We start from the raw sequence: 20,666 nt of genomic DNA, 5'->3' as shown, positions 1-20,666 counted from the left end.
TACATCATCGTGATTTGAGTGAGGTGAACATATGCAAGAGAAAAAACTTGGCTTAGCAGCCCTAACAGCGCTGGTTATCGGTTCCATGATCGGTGGTGGAGCCTTCAACCTCCCCAGTGACATGGCTGCTGGAGCCAATAGTGGAGCAGTAATTATCGGTTGGGTGATCACGGGTATTGGAATGATCGCCCTTGCCCTTTCTTATCAAAATCTCGCCATCCGCAAGCCAGAACTGGATGGAGGTGTTTATAGTTACGCCCGTGCAGGCTTTGGTGAATTTCTAGGATTTAACAGTGCTTGGGGGTATTGGCTCTCAGCATGGTTAGGTAACGTTGCCTATCTTACCTTACTCTTTGGAGCCTTAGCCTATTTCTTTCCCATCTTTGGTGAGGGGAATAACCTTGCATCTGTTATTGGAGCTTCTGTCCTTCTTTGGGTCGTCCATTCGTTGGTTCTAAGCGGGATTCGTCAAGCCTCTATAGTTAATATGATCACTACCATTGCCAAATTGGTTCCCATCCTTTTATTTATTATCTTTGTGATTCTCGCCTTCAATGTGGACAAGTTCACCTTTAACTTTTGGGGTGGTCCTACATTCGACTGGAAGACGGTGAAGGATCAGGTGGCCAGTACCATGCTCGTGACCCTCTGGGTTTTTATTGGTGTGGAAGGAGCTGTGGTTCTTTCTGGCCGAGCCAAGGAGCGTCGTGATGTGGGACGAGCTACGGTGATCGGCTTAATCAGCACCTTGATCATCTATGTGCTCATCTCCTTATTCTCCCTTGGCATAATGACCCAGCCTGATTTAGCGGCCTTAAGCAATCCTTCCATGGCTTATGTGATGGAGAGCGTGGTAGGCTCTTGGGGTGCTGCCATCATCAATATAGGCTTGGTCATCTCCTTACTGGGGGCCTTCTTGGGCTGGACCCTATTAGCCGCAGAGATCCCTTTTGTCGCAGCGAAGGATGAAGTATTCCCCAAATGGTTAAAGCGGGAGAATAAGAATGGGAGTCCACTAAGCTCACTTTGGTTAACTTCCTTGCTAATTCAAACATTTTTAGTCCTTGTTTTGTTTGCACAATCGACCTACCAAGCCTTATACTTTATGTCAGGGACTGCCATCCTTATTCCCTACTTGTTCTCGGCCCTCTATCAATTGAAGCTTTCAGCGACAGGGGAGGCCTATAAGCCCAAGGAGTCAAGGGGAAGGGATCTCTTCCTAGGAATTGTAGCAACGCTCTATGCCATATGGCTTGTCTATGCAGCAGGACTGGAATATCTACTGATGGTGATGATACTCTATGCACCTGGTATCTTTTTCTACTGGCGTGCCAAACATGAGTATCAGAAAAAGTTATTTCAGCCCATGGAGCTTGTGATTGCAATCCTGCTAGTTGCGGCAGCTGCCTGGGCAATCTACCTGCTATCAACAGGACAAATTGCTCCTTAGTCATCATGAGTAAAGGTTATTCAACAGAGGAGGTAGAAGGATGGAACAACAACGTATTGTCATTGCCCTCGGTGGTAACGCCATTCAGATCGGCAATGAAGCAACAGCGAAAGCTCAGCAAGAAGCTTGCTTCCGTACTGCACAGCAGTTATTACAAATCATTCAAGCAGGACATGAAATTGTTGTAGCGCATGGTAATGGACCACAGGTTGGAAACATTATGCTACAGCAAGAGGCAGCCAAGACGGACAAGACACCAGCTATGCCGTTCGATACTTGCGGCGCTATGAGTCAAGGGGAGATTGGCTATTGGCTCCAACAAGCCGTTGGGAATGTAATGCGGCAGGCAGATATTCAAAAGACGGTAGCTTCCATTATCTCACAATCCATTGTTGATCCGCAGGATCCCGCCTTTACCAATCCGACAAAGCCAGTGGGACCATTCTATACGGAAGAGGAAGCGAAGCGAATCGCTGATGAGACAGGGTATACCTTTAAGGAGGATGCTGGACGTGGATGGCGCCGTGTTGTACCATCGCCCATTCCCCAGACCATCGTGGAAGGAAATATGCTTCATCACTTGGTTCAATCTGGGTTTATTGTGATTGCCGTAGGTGGTGGAGGAATCCCTGTTATTCAAGATGAAAAAGGTGATCTGCATGGGGTGGAAGCCGTGATCGATAAGGACCTTGGTGCAGAGAAGTTGGCTGAGCTTGTGGATGCAGATATCCTTCTTATCCTCACAGCGGTTGAACGGGTTGCCATCAACTTTAATAAGCCTAATCAACAGGAGCTGTCCAAGGTGTCGACCACTGAAATGCAACGCTTGATGGAGGAAGGCCATTTTGCCCCAGGAAGCATGCTACCTAAGGTGAAAGCAGCGATGAGTTTTGCGATGTCCAAGCCAGGACGCAAGGCGATTATTACCTCCCTTGAGCGAGCCTTCGATGCGATCCAAGGTAATGCAGGAACACTGGTCATTCATGAATAGATGAATAATAAAGGAAGAGTGCCATGGCATTCTTCCTTTTTCTACACATTAATATGGGATGATTCACATTCATGAGTCGTTAATCCACATCGAAAAAGCTGGGAACTTTAATGGTAATCACCTTAGAGTTCATGCAGATTAGCCCTCGATTCATATATTCATGGAGATTATGGCTGACAGTCTCCCTCGTTGTACCGGACATATATGCTAAATCCTGTGTCGTAATAGGACAAGGAATAATAATATACTCATCCTTTTTTTCACCGATTAAACGTATTAAATAGGCAAGTAGACGTCGTACTCGCTCAGATGCTAAAGGATGATTCACATAACGGACACGGCGCTCCACATGAATAATTGTCTGATTTAGCACCTTAATAATGTTGATCAAGGCCATGGCGTTTTGCGAGATCATCTCCTCAAACTTATTTCTAGGTATGTAAAAGGTGGTAACATTGGTCATGGCGAGACAGGAAAATGAGTAGAGCTTATCTTCAAATAGACCAGCGTATGGGAACATGCTATAGGGTTTCATGTAGAAGGTGGTATGAATATTTCCCTCAAGGCTGATACGTTCTTGCCTTACATAGCCGTTGATAGAGAAGAAGATGCGATCTCGCAATTGTCCAGCGTGGTAAAGCATCTCGCCCTTTTTATATTCCCGAATGTAAGCATGTTCTAAGAGCTCATGAACCGTTTGTTCAGGTAATTCTTGAAAAATGGTAAACTGTTCAATATGGTCTCGAATATCGATGGCCACCAATACTCCTCCTAACACGAACCAACTCAACCGAATGACGGTCCTTTCATTTTTGTAGTGTATACTGATTTCAGTGGTTCATGTTGAGAAAGAATGGAATATTATTTGACGATAACTTGGACATTTTGCAAAAAAGGAGCTTAAAGATGTTTGATCCCACCATTTATGACAATCTTAAAACCGTATTAGAAGGCGCTCTGTATGAAAAGGACTTTGCTGGGGCAATTCTAGTCACGCAGCGTCGTGATCTTGTGGATCTCGCTACCCTTGAACGTGAATTTATCATGGGATTCCAGGAAAGGGATCACGAGACGAGCCAAGCTGTTGATGAAGAGACGCCTCAGCTTAAGGGGAACGTTGTAGCCCAGATCAGCTTACGTGCTCCCTTGCATGAATTGGCAGGGGAGATCCTTGAACTCCAAGCGGTGGAGGAGCTCGGATGTGAGCTGATCATTGCTTATCGCTGTACCATCTTCGATCCTGAACGGTTTATACCACCGGTTGTGACCATGCTGGAACAGCTTTGGGATGGCAGACTCTTGATCGTTCCTATCCTCTCTTATCCGTATGGGCTTCAGAAGAAGCAGTTTTCTGTAGAATTTCAATGCTCCTTCCAGCGGAAAATTGGTGAGCTGCAGATCCCGGATTTTCCCCTACTTGTCCAACTTACCATTGATTCATTGACCCAGATTAATCGATTATATCCTCAGCTATGAACCTTCCATAGACTTTAGACATATTACTAGGGTAAGATGATCTATCTTCTTAGTGGTATGTAAAGGGGGCAGTTTATTTGGAGCATGGTGATATATTTATCTCCTCAGGTGTGGGTGATCAGTTTTGCGGAAATTTCGTTATGACCACACCTGAAGAGACAGTGCTATGGGAGGCCGAACCACACTTTATCACGTCTGGAACAGTATCGATTTACTATGATGAAGGGAAATGTGAAAGCTTGATTGTTCGTATCGAGCAGACCTACCGTGAGGAGGTTTGTTTCTCCGTTCCTCTTAAGAACACCCGCTCCTTCACCATCCGAAATCTCAGAAAAGTGTGTGTTCATTGTACAGATGGAAGTGGAACGTACCGAGGCAAGTATTGTCTTAGTATCCATTATCGACTTGATCATTTGGATGACTGTGAAGAAGAGTGAGTTTACACTGATGGTGGTAGCGGTGGTGTAATATCTTCTAATGAGACAACGTGACATAGGGAGACGATGCGTGGAACAGGATTACCTTGACCACCAGTATTGATCTTCACCACTCCATTTGTGATGGCAAGAATGGAGACTACATTGAAACTATTATCCGTTTGTGGGCTGGTGGTTAAAACATCGAAGGTTCTACCTTGTAATTGTTGAAATAGATTGGTTAAGGCCTGTTCACAGCAACCACAATTGGTTGCATTAATTCCCGTAAAGGACACGTCACGTACAGCGGTACCACCAGCAGTTCCTCCTTTGGCATCACCAATCGTTACCACCTCGCATAAATTCACGATTTGCTGTGTACCATTACGATCAACTTCCAATAAAACATTTTGTCGGATGGCCTTTGGTATTACATCAAGCAGCTTACCTGAACTGGTCTGTGATGTGGTACGGATGTCGATGGCATTATTGGGAGAGGTAATGATCCTTCGTAGGATCTCAGCTAATGCTCGAGCACAGCAGGGACAAAAGCCACCTGGTATATTAGGTTTTTCAAAGGGAGGACAGCAACCATGCATCTTCATTGGTATCACCTTCAATTTTTTGATTCTTTGTTGGAGTTTATCGAACTATTAAGTGGTAGAAGTACGACGATAATGAAGATCAATACAAACTCGCCCCTTACAACGGGATGGAGATGTACCATCACTAGCACAGCTAATTTGAACGCGAAATAGACTGTTGAAAGTGCCAGAAAAAGAATCCCCTGGTTGAATAGTAGCGGTACTACTTCCTGAGCTATTAAGGTAGAGTGTAATTGCACAATTTCCCTCATTATAGAGAACAATGCTACCAAATGGTTCAACAATACCTACATCAGCAGCCCAAACCTCATACAAGGTTGTTCCACAAGCTACATTGAAATAGCGGCAGAAGCTATCGTTAAAGTAAATAGGTGTTTCAAATGGGGGACAGCAACAGCAATTGATACCCATCTTATCATTCCTTTCCTCTTTTTAGATGTCTGTCAGGCAGCGTGTTAGCCTTACTATATGGTATGAATTCTCGAGGTGTATGCTTGGATACTTGTTCATGGCTGTATGTGGATTTACACTAAGTGCATGTATGGGTATAATTAGGAATAACGAAACCAATGGGAGTTGTCCATATGAACATGCCCACATTTGAGGACTTCTTGAAGCTAGATATTCGAGTTGGCGAAATTCTACGTGTAGAAGAGTTTCCAAAGGCAAGAAAGCCTGCATACCAATTATGGGTGGATTTTGGGGAAGAGATTGGTGTAAAACAGTCCAGCGCACAGATTACTGAATGCTATACACGAGAAGAGCTGATTGGTCGTCAGGTACTTGGTGTTGTTAATTTTCCTCCACGACAGGTTGCCAATTTTATCTCTGAGGTACTGGTTCTTGGTATCTATTCAGAGCAAGGCGTCGTTCTCATTACTCCTGAACGTTCCGTGAAAAAAGGGGACAAGCTAGGATAGAGAAGATTTGATTAGGCGATTGGCTAGCCATGATGCTTAGCAAAAATAATGATTGCATTATATAAGCATATAGTTATATACTAATACCTGAAAGGGAAGTGATGAGCATGATGGTGGTGGAGCAACGCATGAATGAAGCGAAATTGAATCAGTTGGCTCCTGTGGTCAAATTGTTAGGGGATAAGACAAGGCTGCAGATTCTACATTTGCTACGGCAACGTGAATACTGTGTCTGTGAACTGGTTCCGCGCTTTCAAATGAGCCAACCAGCCATTAGTCAGCACCTTCGGAAGCTAAAGGATCTGGAGATTGTCCAGGAACGACGTAATGGTCAATGGATTCACTATTCCCTCAATCCAGAAAGCTCTTTTTATCATCTTGTCTGTCATATCCTCGAAGAGCTAGATGAGGGTGGTGTTGAATCGAAGGAATAATTAATTCTAGGGTTCACCATCTAGGTTGAATTATCCCATTCTCAAGAGAAAGTGTGATCATAATGTTTGAACAATTGGCGACGTGGATTGTTACGCAACTATTGGGACTCTCGGTGGAGACACGCTTAGGTGGTGCCATCCATTTCTTTATTTATGACACGGTAAAAATTCTCTTTTTACTGATCGTGATGATTTTCATCATCTCATACCTACGTAGCTATTTTCCACCAGAAAAAGTGAAGTTATGGCTACAGGGAAAGCGACTGTTTTTCGGGATTGTTCTGGCTGCTTTACTCGGTGTAGTTTCACCATTTTGCTCTTGCTCCACGGTGCCATTATTTATTGGCTTTGTTGAAGCGGGAATTCCTTTGTCCATCACTTTAACCTTCTTGATCAGCTCGCCGATTGTGAACGAGATTTCCTTAGTTCTACTCTTCTCCATGTTTGGCGGGCAGATCGCTACTTTATACATTCTCTTTGGTGTTGTGCTAGCCATGGTGGCAGGTTGGTTCCTAGGCAAGTTGAAGATGGAGGATCAGATTGAAGCCTATGTGTATCAGATTCAGATGGGGGAATCAACGATTGCCCAACTGAGCCAAAGGGAGCGTCTGCACGATGCTTGGCAGAATGTTGCGGATACAGTGAAAAAAATCTGGCTCTACCTTCTCATTGGGATCGGCATTGGTGCTTGGATCCATGGTTATGCACCAGAGGAATTATTGGTTCGTTATGCAGGTGAAGAGAACTGGTTGGCTGTACCCTTTGCCACCATCATTGGAGTACCCCTCTATTCCAATGCTGTCGGTTCACTCCCCATCATCGAGGCGTTGATGAATAAGGGAGTAGCACCGGGAACAGCACTTTCGTTTATGATGGCCATCACAGCTCTTTCCCTGCCAGAAGTGATCCTGCTACGTAAGGTGATCAAGCCCAAGCTGATTGCCGCCTTTGTGGGAACAGTAACAGTGGGCATCATGATAATTGGCTATCTTTTCAACTGGATAATCTAGGTTAATCATTAATACGAAATAGGAGCGATGAAGATGGAGATCAAAGTACTAGGAACAGGCTGTAAAAAATGTAAACAACTTGAGCGAAATACCTGCGATGCGGTACATGCCATAGAACTAGATGCTACCGTTGAGAAGGTAGAGGATCTTGGTGCCATCATGAAATACGGAGTGATGAGCACACCAGCCTTGGTCATCAATGATCAGGTAGTAAGCACTGGAAAAGTCTTGTCCGTTGAAGAAGTTAAGCAGTTGATATCTCAACATCGGTAAGAGATTGAGTCTGGTGAGCAATGGAATATGCGCAAAAAGCGAAGGGAGATGTAGCTTCCTTCGCTTTTTTTAAAGGTTCTCTCTAAAGGTTCTCTTTTTGATAAGTTAATAAGTACCAGAAAGAGAAGAAGACGAAGAAAATGGGAGTTTAAGTTTCCATAAGGAAAAATAGTTTTACATATACAAAATGGTGACAATGATGTAAGATAAATATGGATTGGTTACCAGCCATTCCAAACTACTACTCAATACTAGAAAGGAGAAGTTCTATGTTTACTCAACTACAACTACCATATGCCTTTGATGCCTTGGAACCACATTTGGATGCTCGGACGATGGAGATTCATTATGGGAAGCATCATGCAAACTATACAAATAAATTAAATGAAGCGTTAGAAGGTCATGTAGATCTTCAAGCGAAATCTATTGAAGAGATTCTAAGCAACCTTGATGCAATTCCTGAAGCCATTCGCACAACCGTGCGTAATAATGGTGGAGGTTACTTTGCACACAATCTTTACTGGTCCATTATGAGTCCTGATGGTGGCGGTGAACCAAGCGGTGAGGTTGCGCAAGCCATTGAGCGAGATTTTGGCCGTCTTGCCAATCTTAAAGAAGCTCTGACTAAGGCTGCGACAGGTCAGTTTGGATCAGGTTGGGGCTGGCTCGTTGTTAATGGAGACAAGCTTGAAGTAATGAGTACCTCCAATCAAGATACACCACTCGCACAAGGGAAAACACCAATTCTCGTTGTGGATGTGTGGGAGCATGCCTACTATTTAGAATACCAAAATCGTCGCCCTGACTTCGTTGCAGCATGGTGGAATGTTGTGAACTGGGCAGAGGTAAATCGTCGTTATTTAGCTGCGATTGCTAAGTAAAGCAAGCATATTGTAAGTCGAATAGAATATGAAGCGAAGAGTCACAAGGGGGTAGATCAACACACTCCCTTGTGTTTTTTTAATGTTTAATGATCAATCTTATCTATTAGGTGCACCGACATAGCCCGCTGGTGGTCTAAAGACTATATCAGGTTACCTCCTTGCACATCAACTTCTGAAAAGGGCATAATAATTAGAAGAAGATCATCGTTAGTCTCGGTTGTTAAGGAGTGGAAAGGATATGGATGAAGGGATCATCTATCAGTCCCCAATCAATCAAGGAAAGTTTTATCCCCGCGTAGGGCAGATCATTGACTATGTACCTATTTATCATCTACGGGGTTACTACGACATCGATCATGTGATGCAACGATGTGTCGAGCGCTCCCTTCAGTGGCAAGAGATTGAAAACATCTTTAATACACCTCTTTTGATCGCAAGGCAGTGGAATGGTGAAAGGTATCTATACATATCACGAACTGGGGGTATTGTCCTCACAGCAAAAGGTGATTTAGTTACAGCCTGGCGCAAGGAGGATCATGATCCTGATGTTCTACATGCTTTAGATGATGCAGGTTATACGCTTTGAGCAGGATGATCTACTCATCTCATCTTGCGTTATCTATTTCTATTATTAAATTATAATAATTATTGACAAGAAATTATTTTAAGATATAATAAATATGTAACCATTACAAGTAATAAATTTTACAACCAATCAATCAGACCTAAATTCATGTTTAATCAATGTCCTGGAGAATATCTAGGATGTTCTGCCTGATACTTGGTTAAGCTTACAAAAGAAAAGGAGTGGATTTGCATGACAGAAGGTATGGAAAAACAAGGAACAGAAGAAGTAGCGTTTGCAATGCCACGGATTGGCCAAAAGGCACCACAATTTGATGCAATAACCACACATGGCATGAAGAAATTATCCGATTACGCAGGGAAGTGGCTAATTCTATTCTCTCACCCAGCTGATTTCACCCCTGTATGTACAACAGAGTTTATCGCTTTCCAAGAAATCTACCCAGAATTACGCAAGCGTGACACAGAATTACTTGGCTTAAGTGTAGATAGTGTAACCTCCCACATTGCTTGGGTACGTAATATTAAAGAGAAGATGGGTGTTACCATTGAATTCCCCATCATTGCAGACCTCAATATGAAGGTGGCAAGCAAATACGGTATGATCATGCCAGAGCAAAGCGATACAGCAGCTACACGTGCCGTCTTCTTCATCGATGATAAGCAGGTTGTTCGGGCGATTATTTACTACCCCATGTCCACGGGTCGTAATATGGCTGAGATTCTTCGCGTCTTGGACGCATTAAAAACATCTGATCAACACGGTGTTGTTACCGGAGCTAATTGGAAGCCAGGTGATAAGGTCATCGTTCCACCACCTAAAACAACAGCAGCTGCAGATGAGCGGACACAAGATTCATCACTAGAAGTAATTGATTGGTACTTATCGAAGAAGGATTTGAAATAGAGCTTTCTGCGTGGCTAGAAAATAAAAAACAACCGTCAGGTGCTTAGCCCTGACGGTTGTTCATGTTACTGACGCGTTCATCAACCTCGCGACAGATTTCCTCGGCATTCATTCCACTTGCGTCAATGATGGAACCTTCAAAACTAACATTTTGAATGCCCATCAGGTTACTATCCTGACCAGTGACTACACAGCAATCACAACCATAAAAATCATCTTCATTGCGGAGAGGAACTGTTTCATAGCCCCGTTCTCTTAATGCATCCTCAACATGGGTGAGGTTTTCTTCTACACCAATTCGTGCCATTGCTGACACCTCCTTCACCCATAATCTTCCCGAACGTTGAGAAATTATCCATTGCAATCATACTAAAAGAGATACAGCTGTCTTAATTAAGATACAAATATATTCCAGCAACGGCTAAATCAGCTTGGACCTGTTTTAACTCCTTTTTATTCATGGTAAGGGGATTCTCACGTAGAAAGAGATACTGCAAGTTGGGATGATCTTGTAGCTCGCGAAGGGAAGAAAGGTTCGCAAGCTGATTATGATCAAGAATGATCCAATTCAAATTAGGCATAAGAGTAAGGCTCTCAATATCATCAATCAGGTTGCCTTTTAAATGGATCGCTTGAAGATGGGGTAGGTTTTCTAAAGGTGTGAGATCATCAATTTGCGCAAACGGAAGGATAATACATTCTAGATTTTTCGCATATTGTAGTCCATTAAGTGATTTAACAGGACGATGGTCCCAGGACTCCAGATGTTCCAGTTGAAGCAGATGCTTATTGGTGATTTCGCCATCGATCTGCAGGTGTTCACGAACCAATTGTTCTAAGTAGGGGTCGGAAATATGGATTACGGTAGCTTCATTAACTGGAACTTGGGTACAGGCAACAAGTGGAATGAGGAATAGGGTTAGGAGAAGAAGTGTCCAGCTAAGCTTCATTCGTTGCATCTTATCACCTACTTTTTCACAAGTTTTTGTGGTACCTTCCTAATTATAACATTGACGAATTTGTGAACAAAAGGGACTATAGATGCAAAAACAACAGCTAAGCATGTCTCTATACCGGTTGTTTCCATCGATTGTCTACAGGCTATCTTCAAGACTGATTTTCTTACTACTCAAATAGTGAGATATGTAGATCAGTACCCAGGTTAACGAGAAGAGTATGCAATTGACCACGGTGGTGATAGATGTGAGCAATGATTTCTAAAAACCATTCAAATCGGGAATAGGAGACACCCCAGTAAGAGCTTGTCAGCTCCATTAATTGTTCATTAGAATAACCGCGATATCTTTCCTTCAATGCTTCGAATCCAGCATGTAGCGTGGATCGCATTTCTTCGATTGAATTGATCTTCCTCTGTGCATAGAATTGATTCATCTCTGTTTCAGATGCACCATCAGCGATGAGAAGATCAGCATGGTAGATGAGGACAAGATGATTGACTAATTCTCCAAGGGATCGCTTGTTTTGAGCAAGTCGTACGTTAAAGTCTTTAGGATCTAGTAAAGAAATCATCTGATCAATGGTAAGGTTTGCGACTTCTAATTGGTGAATAACGGCATGTACATAAGAATTCACGGAAAAGCCTCCAATCCATGGAATGGTAACTAAAAGTAAAATTGACAGAATATACTAATAACCATATGATAGAAGTAGAAAGGAGGGAGATAGCATGGCATTGAGTAAGCAAGCAAGTAATATCCGAGTACTACTTGGGACAAGCTATTGCACAATGCAATGACAGCATTATTGGATCTAGTATTTTTCGTTCTCGTCCTTATTACTTCATTCTTCATCTTTTCTCTGAGCATTGAATACCCATTTCTACTTATAAGCTTAGCAATCATCCTTACGCTCTATCTCTACATTAAATATGCACTGCCTTGGAAGCCAAAATGGATCAGTCAATCAAGGGATGAGCAAGTATTGGCGGGTAAGGCAAGGGGAATCCTCGTAAAGATTGCTTTTTATCTACTTCAGCTAATTGGCTTTCTTGCAATGTTCATTCTCACAACCGTACTGATCAGAATGCCACCCTTAGCCGCCATTATTTTTACAGTAATGTGGTACCGTACACGTAGCCGTAATAAAAATAACAGGTATTCCAATAACTACTATAAAAGGCTATAATGGAACTAGTAAATCGTGTTCTGATGAATAAGGAGGGGATCGAATGTCGCAACAACAGCCATCAACTCATCAACGTCTCACTGCCCTACGTAACCTCATTATAGGTTCATCCTGTGTGCTCCTCGAGCTCATGCGAATTCTTGCTGTTGCAATCGCAATTGGCTTTCTATTTTGGTGGATTGCCCAAGAACCTAGTCTCACCATCATCGCTTCGCTGATCTTCACCTATTATTGGTATAAAAAGGGTGGTGCGCATACAGGCTGGAATCCTTATGCAAGCCGTGTTCTAGCATCAAGGAAGCTCGCAGGAATTGCTGGTGCACTTGGATTCTACCTCCTTGAGCTGATTCGGATTGTCGGGATGGGATTATTCATCGCGATTGCAATTCAAAGTGTGATCATTGCGACCATCGTTGTTACTTATTATTGGTATCGTCAGAATGGTCAATTCAATGGGTGGTATGACATGGGTTTACGCTTCCTCAGTAGGGGAAGGATCTCCTTCGGTAAGTAGTTGGATAAAGGCTTGCACCTGTGGTAATTGGCGTGCAGGTTCACTTACAATTAACCAGGTATCTCGATAAATGGGTTGCCCCTGTGGATCACAGATGGGCAACTTTTTTAATGCAGTTTCCCTCTCTGTGATGCTGGTACCTGGCAGGATAGCATAGCCAATACCATGCAAGACCAATTGTTTGCAGGTCTCAAATTGATCAACCAGAATGGAACGGGGAGGCTGACGCTTGAACTGATGATACCACCACTGCTCAATGGTATAACGATAGGTAGAATCGGTGTCTACCTGCAGGAAGGGCTTCTTTACATGTTCTAGCTCAGCGAGAGATTGGATGGTGGTATCGACCAAGAGCAAGGGATCACTAAAGAGATGCTGCTTCCAGCCGGACCACTCTGGATTCCCCCGAACAATGGCTACGTGGCTTTCATCATCATACATTTTCCGCATCATATGACTGCTCCAGCCTGTTTGTAAGTCCACATGAACCAAGGGGTAGCGCTTCACAAATTCACTTAAGCGCCCAGGGAGCCAATACTGTGCTAGAATGGTTCCCACAGCGAGGTGTAAGGTACCATGAATCTCCGCCGTAAGACCCTGTAGTTCCTCGATCACTTGCTGCTGACGACCGGTGGTCTCCTGGGCAAAGGCGATCACCTTTTCACCTTCCGGTGTCAGCGTTAAGCCCTTGTTCGATCGTAGAAATAGGGTGGTTCCCCATGCTTTCTCTAAGGCTTGCAGACGCTGAGTTAAGGCAGGCTGGGAAATAAATGCGCGTGCGGCAGCTTTACTAATATTCTTCTCCTCCGCTAAGAGAAGGAGAAGTTCGAGCTCTCTTAGTTCCATCCATCTTCCTCCCAAGATAAGAAATACTTATGTCCCACTATCAATTATATAAATTTTACCAATCATGTTCTTCCATGTAAACTGAAATCAAAGGAAGGGAGGGGTTCAGATGGAGCTCACTTTCGAGATGTTTTTACTGTTTGGCATCGGTCTGTTGGCTACTTTTATCGGCACCTTAGGGGGAAGTGGTGGCTTTATTAATCTACCAGCAATGATGGCGTTGGGTATTCCTATTCATACAGCCATTGCCTCCAATAAGTTTGCGAATACCTTCAGCTCCTTCACAAGCTTTATCACCCTCTTTCGGCAAAAGGCGATCGCTGGGAAAGCATTACTATTCTTCATTCCATTTAGCTTAACAGGGGGAATTTTTGGTGCGATCTTTGCTTCTTCCCTCAAACCACAGACAATGCAGAGGGTGGCTATTGTTTTGCTAGTCATTGCCTTTGTTCTCACTTATCGGCAGAAGGGGGAGAAGAGGACCGTGAGCCATCATGTGAAGCTACCTATTCCGCTCTATCCTATTCAGATGGGGTTCAGCTTCTACGATGGAATGCTTGGACCAGGTCAGGCAACGATGCAGATGATCGTCTTCCAGCATTACCAGCTCTCTTATCTCACATCCATTGCCTTAACACGAATGAACACATTTTTTAGTTGTATCGGTGCATTTGCCACATATTATCTAGCTGGTCTTTTTTCCTGGTCGGTAGGTATCCCCTTAGCCTTGGGGGGAGTGATCGGTGCACGGATGGCCTTAATTGTGGCACGGAAGCTTTCGCAGCAACAAGCTCTCTATTTACTCAGGTCGCTAACCTTGGTATTGCTCGGTTATATGGTGGTGGGACAAATTACTTAAAAAATAGGTATATGAAAACAAAAATGCCTTCACATTTAGAAGTGAGAGAGTGCTTTTTTTTTTCATCAGTTAAGCTATTAATTATAAAATAATATTTTAAACAATAAAAATATATTGAGAAACAATAAATAATGTGTTAAATTTTATTTAGGAAAAAATTGATGAGGTGCTATTAATGAAACGAGGATCAACACTATTTTTAAAGCTCGCTGTTATTCTTATTGGAACTCCAGTTCTTGCTTTATGTATATTTGGGTTGCCTATACTAGCGAAAGAAGCAGTTGAAAGTAGTTCGAATTTCGCTTTTGTACTATATGGTATCGTAATCGTTATGTATGTATCGGTGATACCGTTTTTCGTTGCATTATATCAGGCTTTTAAACTTTTATGCTATATTGACAAGAACGAAGCGTTCTCAGAAATATCTGTAAGGGCTTTAAAAAATATTAAATATTGTGCAATCATCATCAGTGGCTTATACGTAGTTGCGATGCCATTTTTCTATATCTTTGCGGAGTTAGACGATGCCCCAGGTGTCATATTGATTGGAATGCTCTTTATTTTTGCCTCTATGGTTATCGCAGTCTTTGCTGCTGTTCTCCAAAGACTTTTACAAGAAGCGATTAAGATAAAATCAGAAAATGATTTAACGGTCTGAGGTGAATAGTATGGCGATTATAATCAACATTGATGTGATGCTGGCTAAAAGAAAAATGAGCGTAACAGAACTTTCGGAGAGGGTTGGAATTACGATGGCTAACCTTTCTATATTGAAAAATGGAAAGGCAAAAGCAATTAGGCTTTCAACTTTAGAAGCAATATGCAAAGCATTAGAATGCCAGCCTGGGGATATTTTAGAGTATAAAAGTGAAGAAGATCTGTAAACTCCTTACAATCTAGCTAATGATGGATGTGGGAGACTTCTTGGCTAGTTTAGTTAAAAATGCCTGTATCAATGATTACGTGGTAATCTTAGGTACAGGCATTTTTATCAGGTTTCTCGTTGTATTGATTGATAGTAAATTATATTGAAGGTTCCTTTCCATGATAGGGGGATAAGGAGATCATTCGTGTAGCTAGTCGCTGAAGGAGATGCTGATCATGACTAATCATGAGTACACCCAGTTGCTGGGCTTCTACTTTACTTTGAATCACCTGCCAGATCTGTGCTTGAGTGATGGCATCCAGCATAGCTGTCATTTCGTCTGCGATGAGGAATTGGGTTGCTGGACTTAGGGCGCGGGCCACACAGAAGCGTTGCAGCTCGCCGCCGGATAATTCATTAGGCCAGCGATTCAGCCATGCTTGTTCAATCCCTAGGTCGTGTAGGAACTCATCAGGAGGATTCCAGCCTTCATATAAGGTTTGGCGCATACGCCAGCGTGGGTTCACAGCCTTCTCTGGATGCTGAAAGATCAATTGTACTGGGTGAAAAGCTGCAGTATGTGACGCAGAACTGGAGGGCATTCCACCATGGAGGGTTACCTGACCCTCATGAGGCTCCTCATAGCCAGCTAAGATTCGTGCCAAGGTGGTCTTACCGCTCCCACTTGGACCAGTTAAACCAACCACTTCACCGGTTTGTAATGTGATATCAAGATGACGGAAGATCCATGGCCCATTCGGATAATGGAAGCCAAGATTACTTGCATTAAGTTGCATGAAGACACCTCACCATTCCTCCACGCACCTGACGTGCTTCAGGTGCTACGGTTTTACAGGCTGCTGTCGCCATGGAACAGCGGGGATGGAACAAGCAACCTGTGGGTAGCTGATGGGGCTGGGGCTGAAAGCCGGGAATGGGTCGAAACTGATTCTGGGGGAGTGCTTGCCAAAGTGCACGGCTATAGGGATGACGAAGGGCATCACCTTCACCACAGAAGTTAGCGACGGGAGCAATCTCTACCGTAGTCCCAGCGTAAAAGATGGCAATCCGATCTGCAATGGAGAGCGCTGCCTCAATATCATGGGTGATCATCATGACACCACGTCCTTCATCAGCCAATTGACGAAAATGGCCTAGTGTTTCAGCAATTACACTCCCATCGAGACCCGTTGTCGGCTCATCGGCGATAATCAATTGTGCATCACGTACCAAGGCATTAGCAATGAGTACGCGCCGTGCCATGCCGCCAGACAATTGGAAGGGATAGAAGCTTGCCACTTCAGGGACAAGCTGGTAGCGGGCAAAGACCGCTTCTTGTACAGCGCGAGCATCCTTGCCTCTCACAGCATGCTGTACCTGTTTGCCCACCTGCATTAATGGGTCCAGATAGTTCACCGATTGAGGGATCAGAGCCAACTGTTTACCTCGTAAAGCAGCCTGTTTCTTTGAGGTTAGTTCTTCACCTCGAAATTGCAAGATTCCCGTGATTGTAGCATTGGCTGGGAGGATGCCAAGAATGGCATGGGCGAGCAGACTTTTGCCCGAACCACTGGAACCCACCACGGCGAGGACCTCACCAGCATGGATCTCTACATCGAGATTGGAGATCACCTGGGTGACGGTTTTGCGCAGACCCTTCGTATACTGGCGAAAGGAGACGCTTAAATCCTTCACTTTCAGTAAAGGGGATGGGGAGGAGATTGCTTTACTTGTTTGATCCATGGGTTTGCTCCTTTCTGCCAGGTCATGGCGTATCACTGATGGGCATGGTGGGGATCGAATAGTTGCTGTAGATTATGACCCACAATATCGAAGGTACGGACCACCAAGAGTAAGGTGAGCCCAGGGAAGAAGGCTAACCACCACATCCCGGTAGATAGATAACGCATGGACTCGGCTAGGATGATCCCAATCGCTGGTTGATGGGGCGATAATCCCAGTCCCAAAAAGGTAATGGCTGCTTCATGTAAGATCGCATGAGGGAAGAGTAAGATAAACCCGATCAAGAGCTGCGGAAGGAGATGGGGCAGCATATGACGAGAAGCGATCCACCAACGAGATCTTCCCAAACGTCGTGAGACTTGAATATACTCTGCCGACCGTAATTGTAATACTTCCGCGCGGATCACCCGGGTCAGACTGGGCCAATGGGTTAAAGCGATCCCTACGATGACCCCCTTGGCACCACCGCCTAAGGTGAAGGCAATCAAAATGAGGATTACCAGATGGGGGACCCCTAAAAAAAGGTCCACCAACCAGGAGATGAAGGCATCCATCCATTTACCCATGGTGGCGGCTAACATCCCTAAGGCCAAAGCGATAACAGCACTGATGGCTGCTGCCATGATTCCCACACTGATACTTAAGGAGAGTCCCTTCACGGTCCGAATTAGCATATCTCGCCCTAACCAATCGGTACCAAAAAGATAGGAGAGGGAGGGTGCCTGATTCCGCACAGCGAAGTTTGTCGTCAGACGTTCGTTCCCCATCAGCCAGCCACTTAAAAAAATACTAAGGAGAATTAAGAAGGAGACCACGGTAGTCACAATGGTCCATTGGCGCCGATTTAGACAGAAGCGCTTGAATCGTGGTACTGGAAGATCCAGTTGATCACTATTCATCTCACAATGATTGGTATCATTCATCGAATCTGTCCCCTCCTTATTCTCGGATCAACCACCCGATAGATTAAATCCGCAAGCAGATTACCCATAAAGACAAAGAGGGCACTAAAGATGACGATGCCTAACAATAAGGGGACATCACCGCGTAAGCCAGCTTGTATGGTCGCTTGCCCTAAACCAGGATAGGAGAAGACTTGTTCCGCAAGGACAGACCCACCAAAGAGCTCTCCCAATGCAGCAAACTGTAAGGTAATGGCTGGTAAAGCAACATTTCGGACAATGTGCCGCCATACCAAGGGGAGTCCCTGCACACCTTGCGCCTTCGCATAGAGAATATAGTCGCTATCTAATACATCGATCACCTTTTGTCGTGTATGCAGTGCAACATTGGCCACACCGAGTAGGCTCAGCGTTAAGGCTGGAAGAATGAGATGATGAATCCTTGCTCCTAGGGTAACCTCTTCTGCGAGGACACCAGCAGGTACGCCCAGTCCCACCGGGAACCATCCGAGCCAAACGGCAAAAATCATGAGAAAGAGCATCCCTAACCAGAACGTGGGCGTGGAGGCAAGGGTAAAGCAATACCATTGAATGATCCGATCTACCCAGGTTCCTGGACCCATGCCTGCGATGACTCCTAGCAGGAAGCCCAGGATTCCTGAAATGACCCAGGCTACCCCCATCAAGGCAAGGGAAGCACGAAATCGCTCCCCAAGCACCTCGATTACAGGTTGACGAAAGATCATGGAGGTTCCCGAATCACCTTGGAGGGCGGCCTTCCCCCAGTGCATAAATTGCTCCAGCGGTGGCTGATCCAGCCCCCAATAGGCGGCGATCATGGCACGCTGCTCTGGACCTACGCGCATAAGATCTGCACCAACATAGGCCTGGACTGGATCGATGGGAGAGTTACTCACGAGCCAGAAGGAGAGAATGCAGAGCGCAAGGATTAATGTGGTGATTCGTACTAATTTTCCTGTGACGTAGCGTAATATCTGATGAGACTTCACGATCTGCATACCTCCTTACGACTTATATCTACTAAAACAATTATTCTTGCCAATGCCATTGGGCAATATTGGCGGTCACTGGCCAGCCATGACTATGAGGTTGGATCGCTTCCTCGCCGATTTCTAGTCCATCACGAACTAAATAGAGGTGGTCCCGATTGACGAGCCAAGCCCAAGGCGCATCGCCGAGGGCGCTACAGCCTGTTTTGCCATCCCATTGTGCTAATTTCCAATATTGTAGTGCTTCCTCCTCAGAGGTAGCAGCTAAAGCTTTTTCCATATGCTCATCTACCACAGCATTCTGATAATAACCAGTATTATACCAACCATTTCCAACGGTGGTGCTGCTATAGAGATTATAGAGTTCCAAGGGATCTTGACTGCCCCAGCCAAAGAGAATGGGGGTAGAGTACATGGCTTTGGCGATCCCATCCCAGCTTTCCCCTTTGAGATCTACTTGAATGCCAAGGGGCTTCAGCATATCTGCAATGGCGATGGAGAGGGATTGCCGAGAAGCATCATTGGCAAGATAGATTAAGGTAAACTGTGCCTTGAGATCACCTTTTTCCAGAATACCGTCACCATCTTGATCCTTCCAACCTGCCTCGCTGAGAATTTGTTGAGCTTTCTCTAGCTCACCATCTTCAAAAACCGTTTCTGTATTAAACCAAGGTAGGCCATCACAAACGGAGTAGGCAGGTGTACCATAGCCTTCGAAGACACCTTCTACCAATGCTTCACGATCTAAGGCAATATTAATGGCTTTACGAATGGCAATATCTGTAGTGACATCATTACCAATGGGGTAACCATCGGCTGTTTGTTCACCAGCAGGAACATAGGGGAAGAGAATCCCACGATTATCTACACTTGCTAAACGGACGAGGTGCATCCCTGCGACCTCTTGATTGGCATAGGTAGGAAGCACGAATGCCATATCCACTTGACCAGCTTGGGCAGCGGCGAAGGCGGCATCCTCCTCAAGGAATAAGAAAGTGAGGCGCTTGAACGGAGAGGGCTCTCCATAATAATACGGATTGGCCTCCACAATGATCTGTTGGCCTTTATCCCACTGAACAAGCTGGAAGGGACCGGAGCCGATGGGATGCTGTGCATAATCATCACCATGGGCATGCTTGGGTACAATCCCCAGTGAGCAGAGTGCGTGTAAGAAAGTAGATTGAGGTTGTTTCAAAGTGAATTGCACCGAATTACTATCGATGATCTCTGCTTTTTCTAGATTGTTTAAGTCGATGACGGATCCACTTTGGGCAGCGGTCTCGAAGGTATAGACCACATCTTCGGCAGTTAATGGCTCACCATCAGAGAACTTCACATCATCGCGAATCTTCACCGTCCATACCAAGCCATTGGGGTCTAGACTATATTCTGTAGCGAGATCATAGATGATGTTCATCTCATGATCACGAGCTAATAAGGTGCTTTGGAAAAGGGGAGAACCGTAACGTCCCCAGCCGGTGGTAGGGTCGAAGCCATTTTCAGGCTCATAGCCAATGGCGAGAACTAGTTCCTCTTTTACAAGATTACCTGAAACTTGCTCTCCTGCTTTTGCAGAATCTTGTGTCCCCTCAGCTGTTTTGGCATCACCACACCCAGATAATAAGAGGGCGGGAATGATGAGAAGCAAGATCAACCATCCAAAATGTTTCCGTACCAATCTCTTCACTCCTGTCTCATTGTAAACGGCTCCTTCTTGTGATGTAGGAAGCGATTTACAATCATTGAATTATATATTAGTAACACGAACAATTAAAATCGTAACACAGAGCAAAGAGGTAATGGGCAGTTAATTATGACAAAATAGCAAAGA

General features: G+C 44.5%; 28 protein-coding genes. 16 read left to right on the top strand and 12 right to left on the bottom strand.

Annotation, left to right across the window (positions count from 1 at the left end):
* The first annotated feature begins 31 nt into the window (after window positions 1-31).
* Together arcD and arcC are read left to right on the top strand one after the other, a co-directional pair.
* Window positions 32-1,450 (top strand): arginine-ornithine antiporter, encoded by a 1,419-nt coding sequence (gene arcD / locus BN1691_RS10380; RefSeq protein ID WP_048602155.1) that lies wholly within the window; start codon window positions 32-34, stop codon window positions 1,448-1,450.
* Window positions 1,451-1,490: 40 nt separating this feature from the next.
* Complete coding sequence (arcC, locus tag BN1691_RS10375) at window positions 1,491-2,441, top strand: carbamate kinase (protein WP_048602154.1); 951 nt, start codon at window positions 1,491-1,493, stop codon at window positions 2,439-2,441.
* Between the two features lie 79 nt (window positions 2,442-2,520).
* Here arcC and BN1691_RS10370 read toward each other — a convergent pair whose 3' ends face one another.
* Entirely contained in the window at window positions 2,521-3,201 is a 681-nt protein-coding gene (locus BN1691_RS10370; RefSeq protein ID WP_048602153.1) for a Crp/Fnr family transcriptional regulator, read from the bottom strand.
* Between the two features lie 146 nt (window positions 3,202-3,347).
* Here BN1691_RS10370 and BN1691_RS10365 point away from each other — a divergent pair, with 146 nt between their 5' ends.
* Window positions 3,348-3,917 carry a hypothetical protein gene (locus tag BN1691_RS10365; protein WP_048602152.1) on the top strand — a complete coding sequence of 190 codons (570 nt, stop codon included), beginning with the start codon at window positions 3,348-3,350 and terminating at the stop codon, window positions 3,915-3,917.
* A 77-nt stretch (window positions 3,918-3,994) separates the two neighbouring features.
* On the top strand, window positions 3,995-4,354 hold the full coding sequence (locus BN1691_RS10360; RefSeq protein ID WP_048602151.1) for an S-Ena type endospore appendage: 360 nt from the start codon (window positions 3,995-3,997) through the stop codon (window positions 4,352-4,354).
* A gap of 2 nt (window positions 4,355-4,356) precedes the next feature.
* On the opposite strand, the gene BN1691_RS10355 is transcribed toward BN1691_RS10360, so the two are convergent.
* On the bottom strand, window positions 4,357-4,938 hold the full coding sequence (locus BN1691_RS10355; protein WP_048602150.1) for a hypothetical protein: 582 nt from the start codon (window positions 4,936-4,938) through the stop codon (window positions 4,357-4,359).
* A 48-nt stretch (window positions 4,939-4,986) separates the two neighbouring features.
* Window positions 4,987-5,349 carry an S-Ena type endospore appendage gene (locus BN1691_RS14180; RefSeq protein ID WP_076850178.1) on the bottom strand — a complete coding sequence of 121 codons (363 nt, stop codon included), beginning with the start codon at window positions 5,347-5,349 and terminating at the stop codon, window positions 4,987-4,989.
* Between the two features lie 179 nt (window positions 5,350-5,528).
* On the opposite strand from BN1691_RS14180, the gene BN1691_RS10345 reads away from it, so the two are divergent.
* From BN1691_RS10345 to BN1691_RS10315, 7 genes are all read left to right on the top strand, one after another.
* On the top strand, window positions 5,529-5,858 hold the full coding sequence (locus BN1691_RS10345; protein WP_076850213.1) for a tRNA-binding protein: 330 nt from the start codon (window positions 5,529-5,531) through the stop codon (window positions 5,856-5,858).
* A 107-nt stretch (window positions 5,859-5,965) separates the two neighbouring features.
* Window positions 5,966-6,292: an ArsR/SmtB family transcription factor gene (locus BN1691_RS10340; protein ID WP_231638389.1), complete on the top strand. Its 327-nt coding sequence runs from the start codon at window positions 5,966-5,968 to the stop codon at window positions 6,290-6,292.
* A gap of 62 nt (window positions 6,293-6,354) precedes the next feature.
* A complete protein-coding gene (locus tag BN1691_RS10335; RefSeq protein WP_048602147.1) occupies window positions 6,355-7,302 on the top strand; it encodes a permease in 948 nt (315 codons plus the stop codon).
* A gap of 33 nt (window positions 7,303-7,335) precedes the next feature.
* Window positions 7,336-7,575, top strand: coding sequence for a thioredoxin family protein (locus BN1691_RS10330; RefSeq protein WP_048602146.1), 240 nt, complete (start codon window positions 7,336-7,338; stop codon window positions 7,573-7,575).
* Between the two features lie 269 nt (window positions 7,576-7,844).
* Window positions 7,845-8,456 carry a superoxide dismutase gene (locus BN1691_RS10325; RefSeq protein ID WP_048602145.1) on the top strand — a complete coding sequence of 204 codons (612 nt, stop codon included), beginning with the start codon at window positions 7,845-7,847 and terminating at the stop codon, window positions 8,454-8,456.
* Between the two features lie 241 nt (window positions 8,457-8,697).
* A complete protein-coding gene (locus BN1691_RS10320) occupies window positions 8,698-9,045 on the top strand; it encodes a hypothetical protein (protein ID WP_048602144.1) in 348 nt (115 codons plus the stop codon).
* Window positions 9,046-9,276: 231 nt separating this feature from the next.
* Complete coding sequence (locus tag BN1691_RS10315; RefSeq protein ID WP_048602143.1) at window positions 9,277-9,951, top strand: peroxiredoxin; 675 nt, start codon at window positions 9,277-9,279, stop codon at window positions 9,949-9,951.
* A 43-nt stretch (window positions 9,952-9,994) separates the two neighbouring features.
* On the opposite strand, the gene BN1691_RS10310 is transcribed toward BN1691_RS10315, so the two are convergent.
* From BN1691_RS10310 to BN1691_RS10300, 3 genes are all read right to left on the bottom strand, one after another.
* Window positions 9,995-10,258 carry a YkuS family protein gene (locus BN1691_RS10310; RefSeq protein WP_048602142.1) on the bottom strand — a complete coding sequence of 88 codons (264 nt, stop codon included), beginning with the start codon at window positions 10,256-10,258 and terminating at the stop codon, window positions 9,995-9,997.
* An 82-nt stretch (window positions 10,259-10,340) separates the two neighbouring features.
* Entirely contained in the window at window positions 10,341-10,910 is a 570-nt protein-coding gene (locus tag BN1691_RS10305; protein WP_048602141.1) for a leucine-rich repeat domain-containing protein, read from the bottom strand.
* Window positions 10,911-11,076: 166 nt separating this feature from the next.
* Window positions 11,077-11,544 (bottom strand): DinB family protein, encoded by a 468-nt coding sequence (locus BN1691_RS10300; RefSeq protein WP_048602140.1) that lies wholly within the window; start codon window positions 11,542-11,544, stop codon window positions 11,077-11,079.
* Window positions 11,545-11,691: 147 nt separating this feature from the next.
* Here BN1691_RS10300 and BN1691_RS10295 point away from each other — a divergent pair, with 147 nt between their 5' ends.
* Together BN1691_RS10295 and BN1691_RS10290 are read left to right on the top strand one after the other, a co-directional pair.
* A complete protein-coding gene (locus tag BN1691_RS10295) occupies window positions 11,692-12,096 on the top strand; it encodes a hypothetical protein (RefSeq protein ID WP_048602139.1) in 405 nt (134 codons plus the stop codon).
* 43 nt (window positions 12,097-12,139) lie between these two features.
* Window positions 12,140-12,610, top strand: a complete 471-nt coding sequence (locus BN1691_RS10290; RefSeq protein ID WP_048602138.1) for a hypothetical protein — start codon at window positions 12,140-12,142, stop codon at window positions 12,608-12,610.
* Here BN1691_RS10290 and BN1691_RS10285 read toward each other — a convergent pair.
* The gene (locus BN1691_RS10285; RefSeq protein WP_048602137.1) at window positions 12,569-13,456 is read right to left on the bottom strand and encodes a LysR family transcriptional regulator; all 888 of its coding nucleotides are present in this window, start codon (window positions 13,454-13,456) and stop codon (window positions 12,569-12,571) included. The genes BN1691_RS10290 and BN1691_RS10285 overlap by 42 nt on opposite strands.
* A gap of 109 nt (window positions 13,457-13,565) precedes the next feature.
* On the opposite strand from BN1691_RS10285, the gene BN1691_RS10280 reads away from it, so the two are divergent.
* The 3 genes from BN1691_RS10280 (at window position 13,566) to BN1691_RS10270 (ending at window position 15,199) form a co-directional block, all read left to right on the top strand.
* Entirely contained in the window at window positions 13,566-14,315 is a 750-nt protein-coding gene (locus tag BN1691_RS10280) for a sulfite exporter TauE/SafE family protein (protein WP_082147121.1), read from the top strand.
* 175 nt (window positions 14,316-14,490) lie between these two features.
* Window positions 14,491-14,973, top strand: a complete 483-nt coding sequence (locus BN1691_RS10275) for a DUF2975 domain-containing protein (protein WP_048602136.1) — start codon at window positions 14,491-14,493, stop codon at window positions 14,971-14,973.
* Window positions 14,974-14,983: 10 nt separating this feature from the next.
* A complete protein-coding gene (locus BN1691_RS10270; protein WP_048602135.1) occupies window positions 14,984-15,199 on the top strand; it encodes a helix-turn-helix domain-containing protein in 216 nt (71 codons plus the stop codon).
* A 139-nt stretch (window positions 15,200-15,338) separates the two neighbouring features.
* Here BN1691_RS10270 and BN1691_RS10265 read toward each other — a convergent pair whose 3' ends face one another.
* From BN1691_RS10265 to BN1691_RS10245, 5 genes are all read right to left on the bottom strand, one after another.
* Entirely contained in the window at window positions 15,339-15,977 is a 639-nt protein-coding gene (locus tag BN1691_RS10265) for an ABC transporter ATP-binding protein (RefSeq protein ID WP_048602134.1), read from the bottom strand.
* Window positions 15,967-16,923, bottom strand: coding sequence for an ABC transporter ATP-binding protein (locus BN1691_RS10260; protein WP_048602133.1), 957 nt, complete (start codon window positions 16,921-16,923; stop codon window positions 15,967-15,969). The genes BN1691_RS10265 and BN1691_RS10260 overlap by 11 nt, the downstream gene beginning before the upstream one ends.
* A 32-nt stretch (window positions 16,924-16,955) precedes the next feature.
* Window positions 16,956-17,822, bottom strand: a complete 867-nt coding sequence (locus BN1691_RS10255; protein WP_048602780.1) for an ABC transporter permease — start codon at window positions 17,820-17,822, stop codon at window positions 16,956-16,958.
* A 20-nt stretch (window positions 17,823-17,842) separates the two neighbouring features.
* Window positions 17,843-18,787, bottom strand: coding sequence for an ABC transporter permease (locus BN1691_RS10250; protein WP_390621648.1), 945 nt, complete (start codon window positions 18,785-18,787; stop codon window positions 17,843-17,845).
* Window positions 18,788-18,875: 88 nt separating this feature from the next.
* Complete coding sequence (locus BN1691_RS10245; RefSeq protein ID WP_048602131.1) at window positions 18,876-20,513, bottom strand: ABC transporter substrate-binding protein; 1,638 nt, start codon at window positions 20,511-20,513, stop codon at window positions 18,876-18,878.
* Between the last annotated feature and the right edge of the window lie 153 nt (window positions 20,514-20,666).

Origin of the sequence: Rubeoparvulum massiliense, from assembly GCF_001049895.1 — a bacterium.
Classification (GTDB): Bacteria; Bacillota; Bacilli; order Rubeoparvulales; family Rubeoparvulaceae; genus Rubeoparvulum; species Rubeoparvulum massiliense.
This window is presented reverse-complemented; position numbering and strand designations above follow the sequence as displayed.

Bases quoted from the DNA above. Each gene is read 5' to 3' on its own strand.
- arcD (WP_048602155.1), top strand. From the start codon at position 32: ATGCAAGAGAAAAAACTTGGCTTAGCAGCCCTAACAGCGCTGGTTATC.
- arcC (WP_048602154.1), top strand. From the start codon at position 1,491: ATGGAACAACAACGTATTGTCATTGCCCTCGGTGGTAACGCCATTCAG.
- BN1691_RS10365 (WP_048602152.1), top strand. From the start codon at position 3,348: ATGTTTGATCCCACCATTTATGACAATCTTAAAACCGTATTAGAAGGC.
- BN1691_RS10355 (WP_048602150.1), bottom strand. From the start codon at position 4,938: ATGAAGATGCATGGTTGCTGTCCTCCCTTTGAAAAACCTAATATACCA.
- BN1691_RS14180 (WP_076850178.1), bottom strand. From the start codon at position 5,349: ATGGGTATCAATTGCTGTTGCTGTCCCCCATTTGAAACACCTATTTAC.
- BN1691_RS10345 (WP_076850213.1), top strand. From the start codon at position 5,529: ATGCCCACATTTGAGGACTTCTTGAAGCTAGATATTCGAGTTGGCGAA.
- BN1691_RS10340 (WP_231638389.1), top strand. From the start codon at position 5,966: ATGATGGTGGTGGAGCAACGCATGAATGAAGCGAAATTGAATCAGTTG.
- BN1691_RS10335 (WP_048602147.1), top strand. From the start codon at position 6,355: ATGTTTGAACAATTGGCGACGTGGATTGTTACGCAACTATTGGGACTC.
- BN1691_RS10330 (WP_048602146.1), top strand. From the start codon at position 7,336: ATGGAGATCAAAGTACTAGGAACAGGCTGTAAAAAATGTAAACAACTT.
- BN1691_RS10325 (WP_048602145.1), top strand. From the start codon at position 7,845: ATGTTTACTCAACTACAACTACCATATGCCTTTGATGCCTTGGAACCA.
- BN1691_RS10320 (WP_048602144.1), top strand. From the start codon at position 8,698: ATGGATGAAGGGATCATCTATCAGTCCCCAATCAATCAAGGAAAGTTT.
- BN1691_RS10315 (WP_048602143.1), top strand. From the start codon at position 9,277: ATGACAGAAGGTATGGAAAAACAAGGAACAGAAGAAGTAGCGTTTGCA.
- BN1691_RS10310 (WP_048602142.1), bottom strand. From the start codon at position 10,258: ATGGCACGAATTGGTGTAGAAGAAAACCTCACCCATGTTGAGGATGCA.
- BN1691_RS10305 (WP_048602141.1), bottom strand. From the start codon at position 10,910: ATGCAACGAATGAAGCTTAGCTGGACACTTCTTCTCCTAACCCTATTC.
- BN1691_RS10290 (WP_048602138.1), top strand. From the start codon at position 12,140: ATGTCGCAACAACAGCCATCAACTCATCAACGTCTCACTGCCCTACGT.
- BN1691_RS10285 (WP_048602137.1), bottom strand. From the start codon at position 13,456: ATGGAACTAAGAGAGCTCGAACTTCTCCTTCTCTTAGCGGAGGAGAAG.
- BN1691_RS10280 (WP_082147121.1), top strand. From the start codon at position 13,566: ATGGAGCTCACTTTCGAGATGTTTTTACTGTTTGGCATCGGTCTGTTG.
- BN1691_RS10275 (WP_048602136.1), top strand. From the start codon at position 14,491: ATGAAACGAGGATCAACACTATTTTTAAAGCTCGCTGTTATTCTTATT.
- BN1691_RS10270 (WP_048602135.1), top strand. From the start codon at position 14,984: ATGGCGATTATAATCAACATTGATGTGATGCTGGCTAAAAGAAAAATG.
- BN1691_RS10265 (WP_048602134.1), bottom strand. From the start codon at position 15,977: ATGCAACTTAATGCAAGTAATCTTGGCTTCCATTATCCGAATGGGCCA.
- BN1691_RS10260 (WP_048602133.1), bottom strand. From the start codon at position 16,923: ATGGATCAAACAAGTAAAGCAATCTCCTCCCCATCCCCTTTACTGAAA.
- BN1691_RS10255 (WP_048602780.1), bottom strand. From the start codon at position 17,822: ATGAATAGTGATCAACTGGATCTTCCAGTACCACGATTCAAGCGCTTC.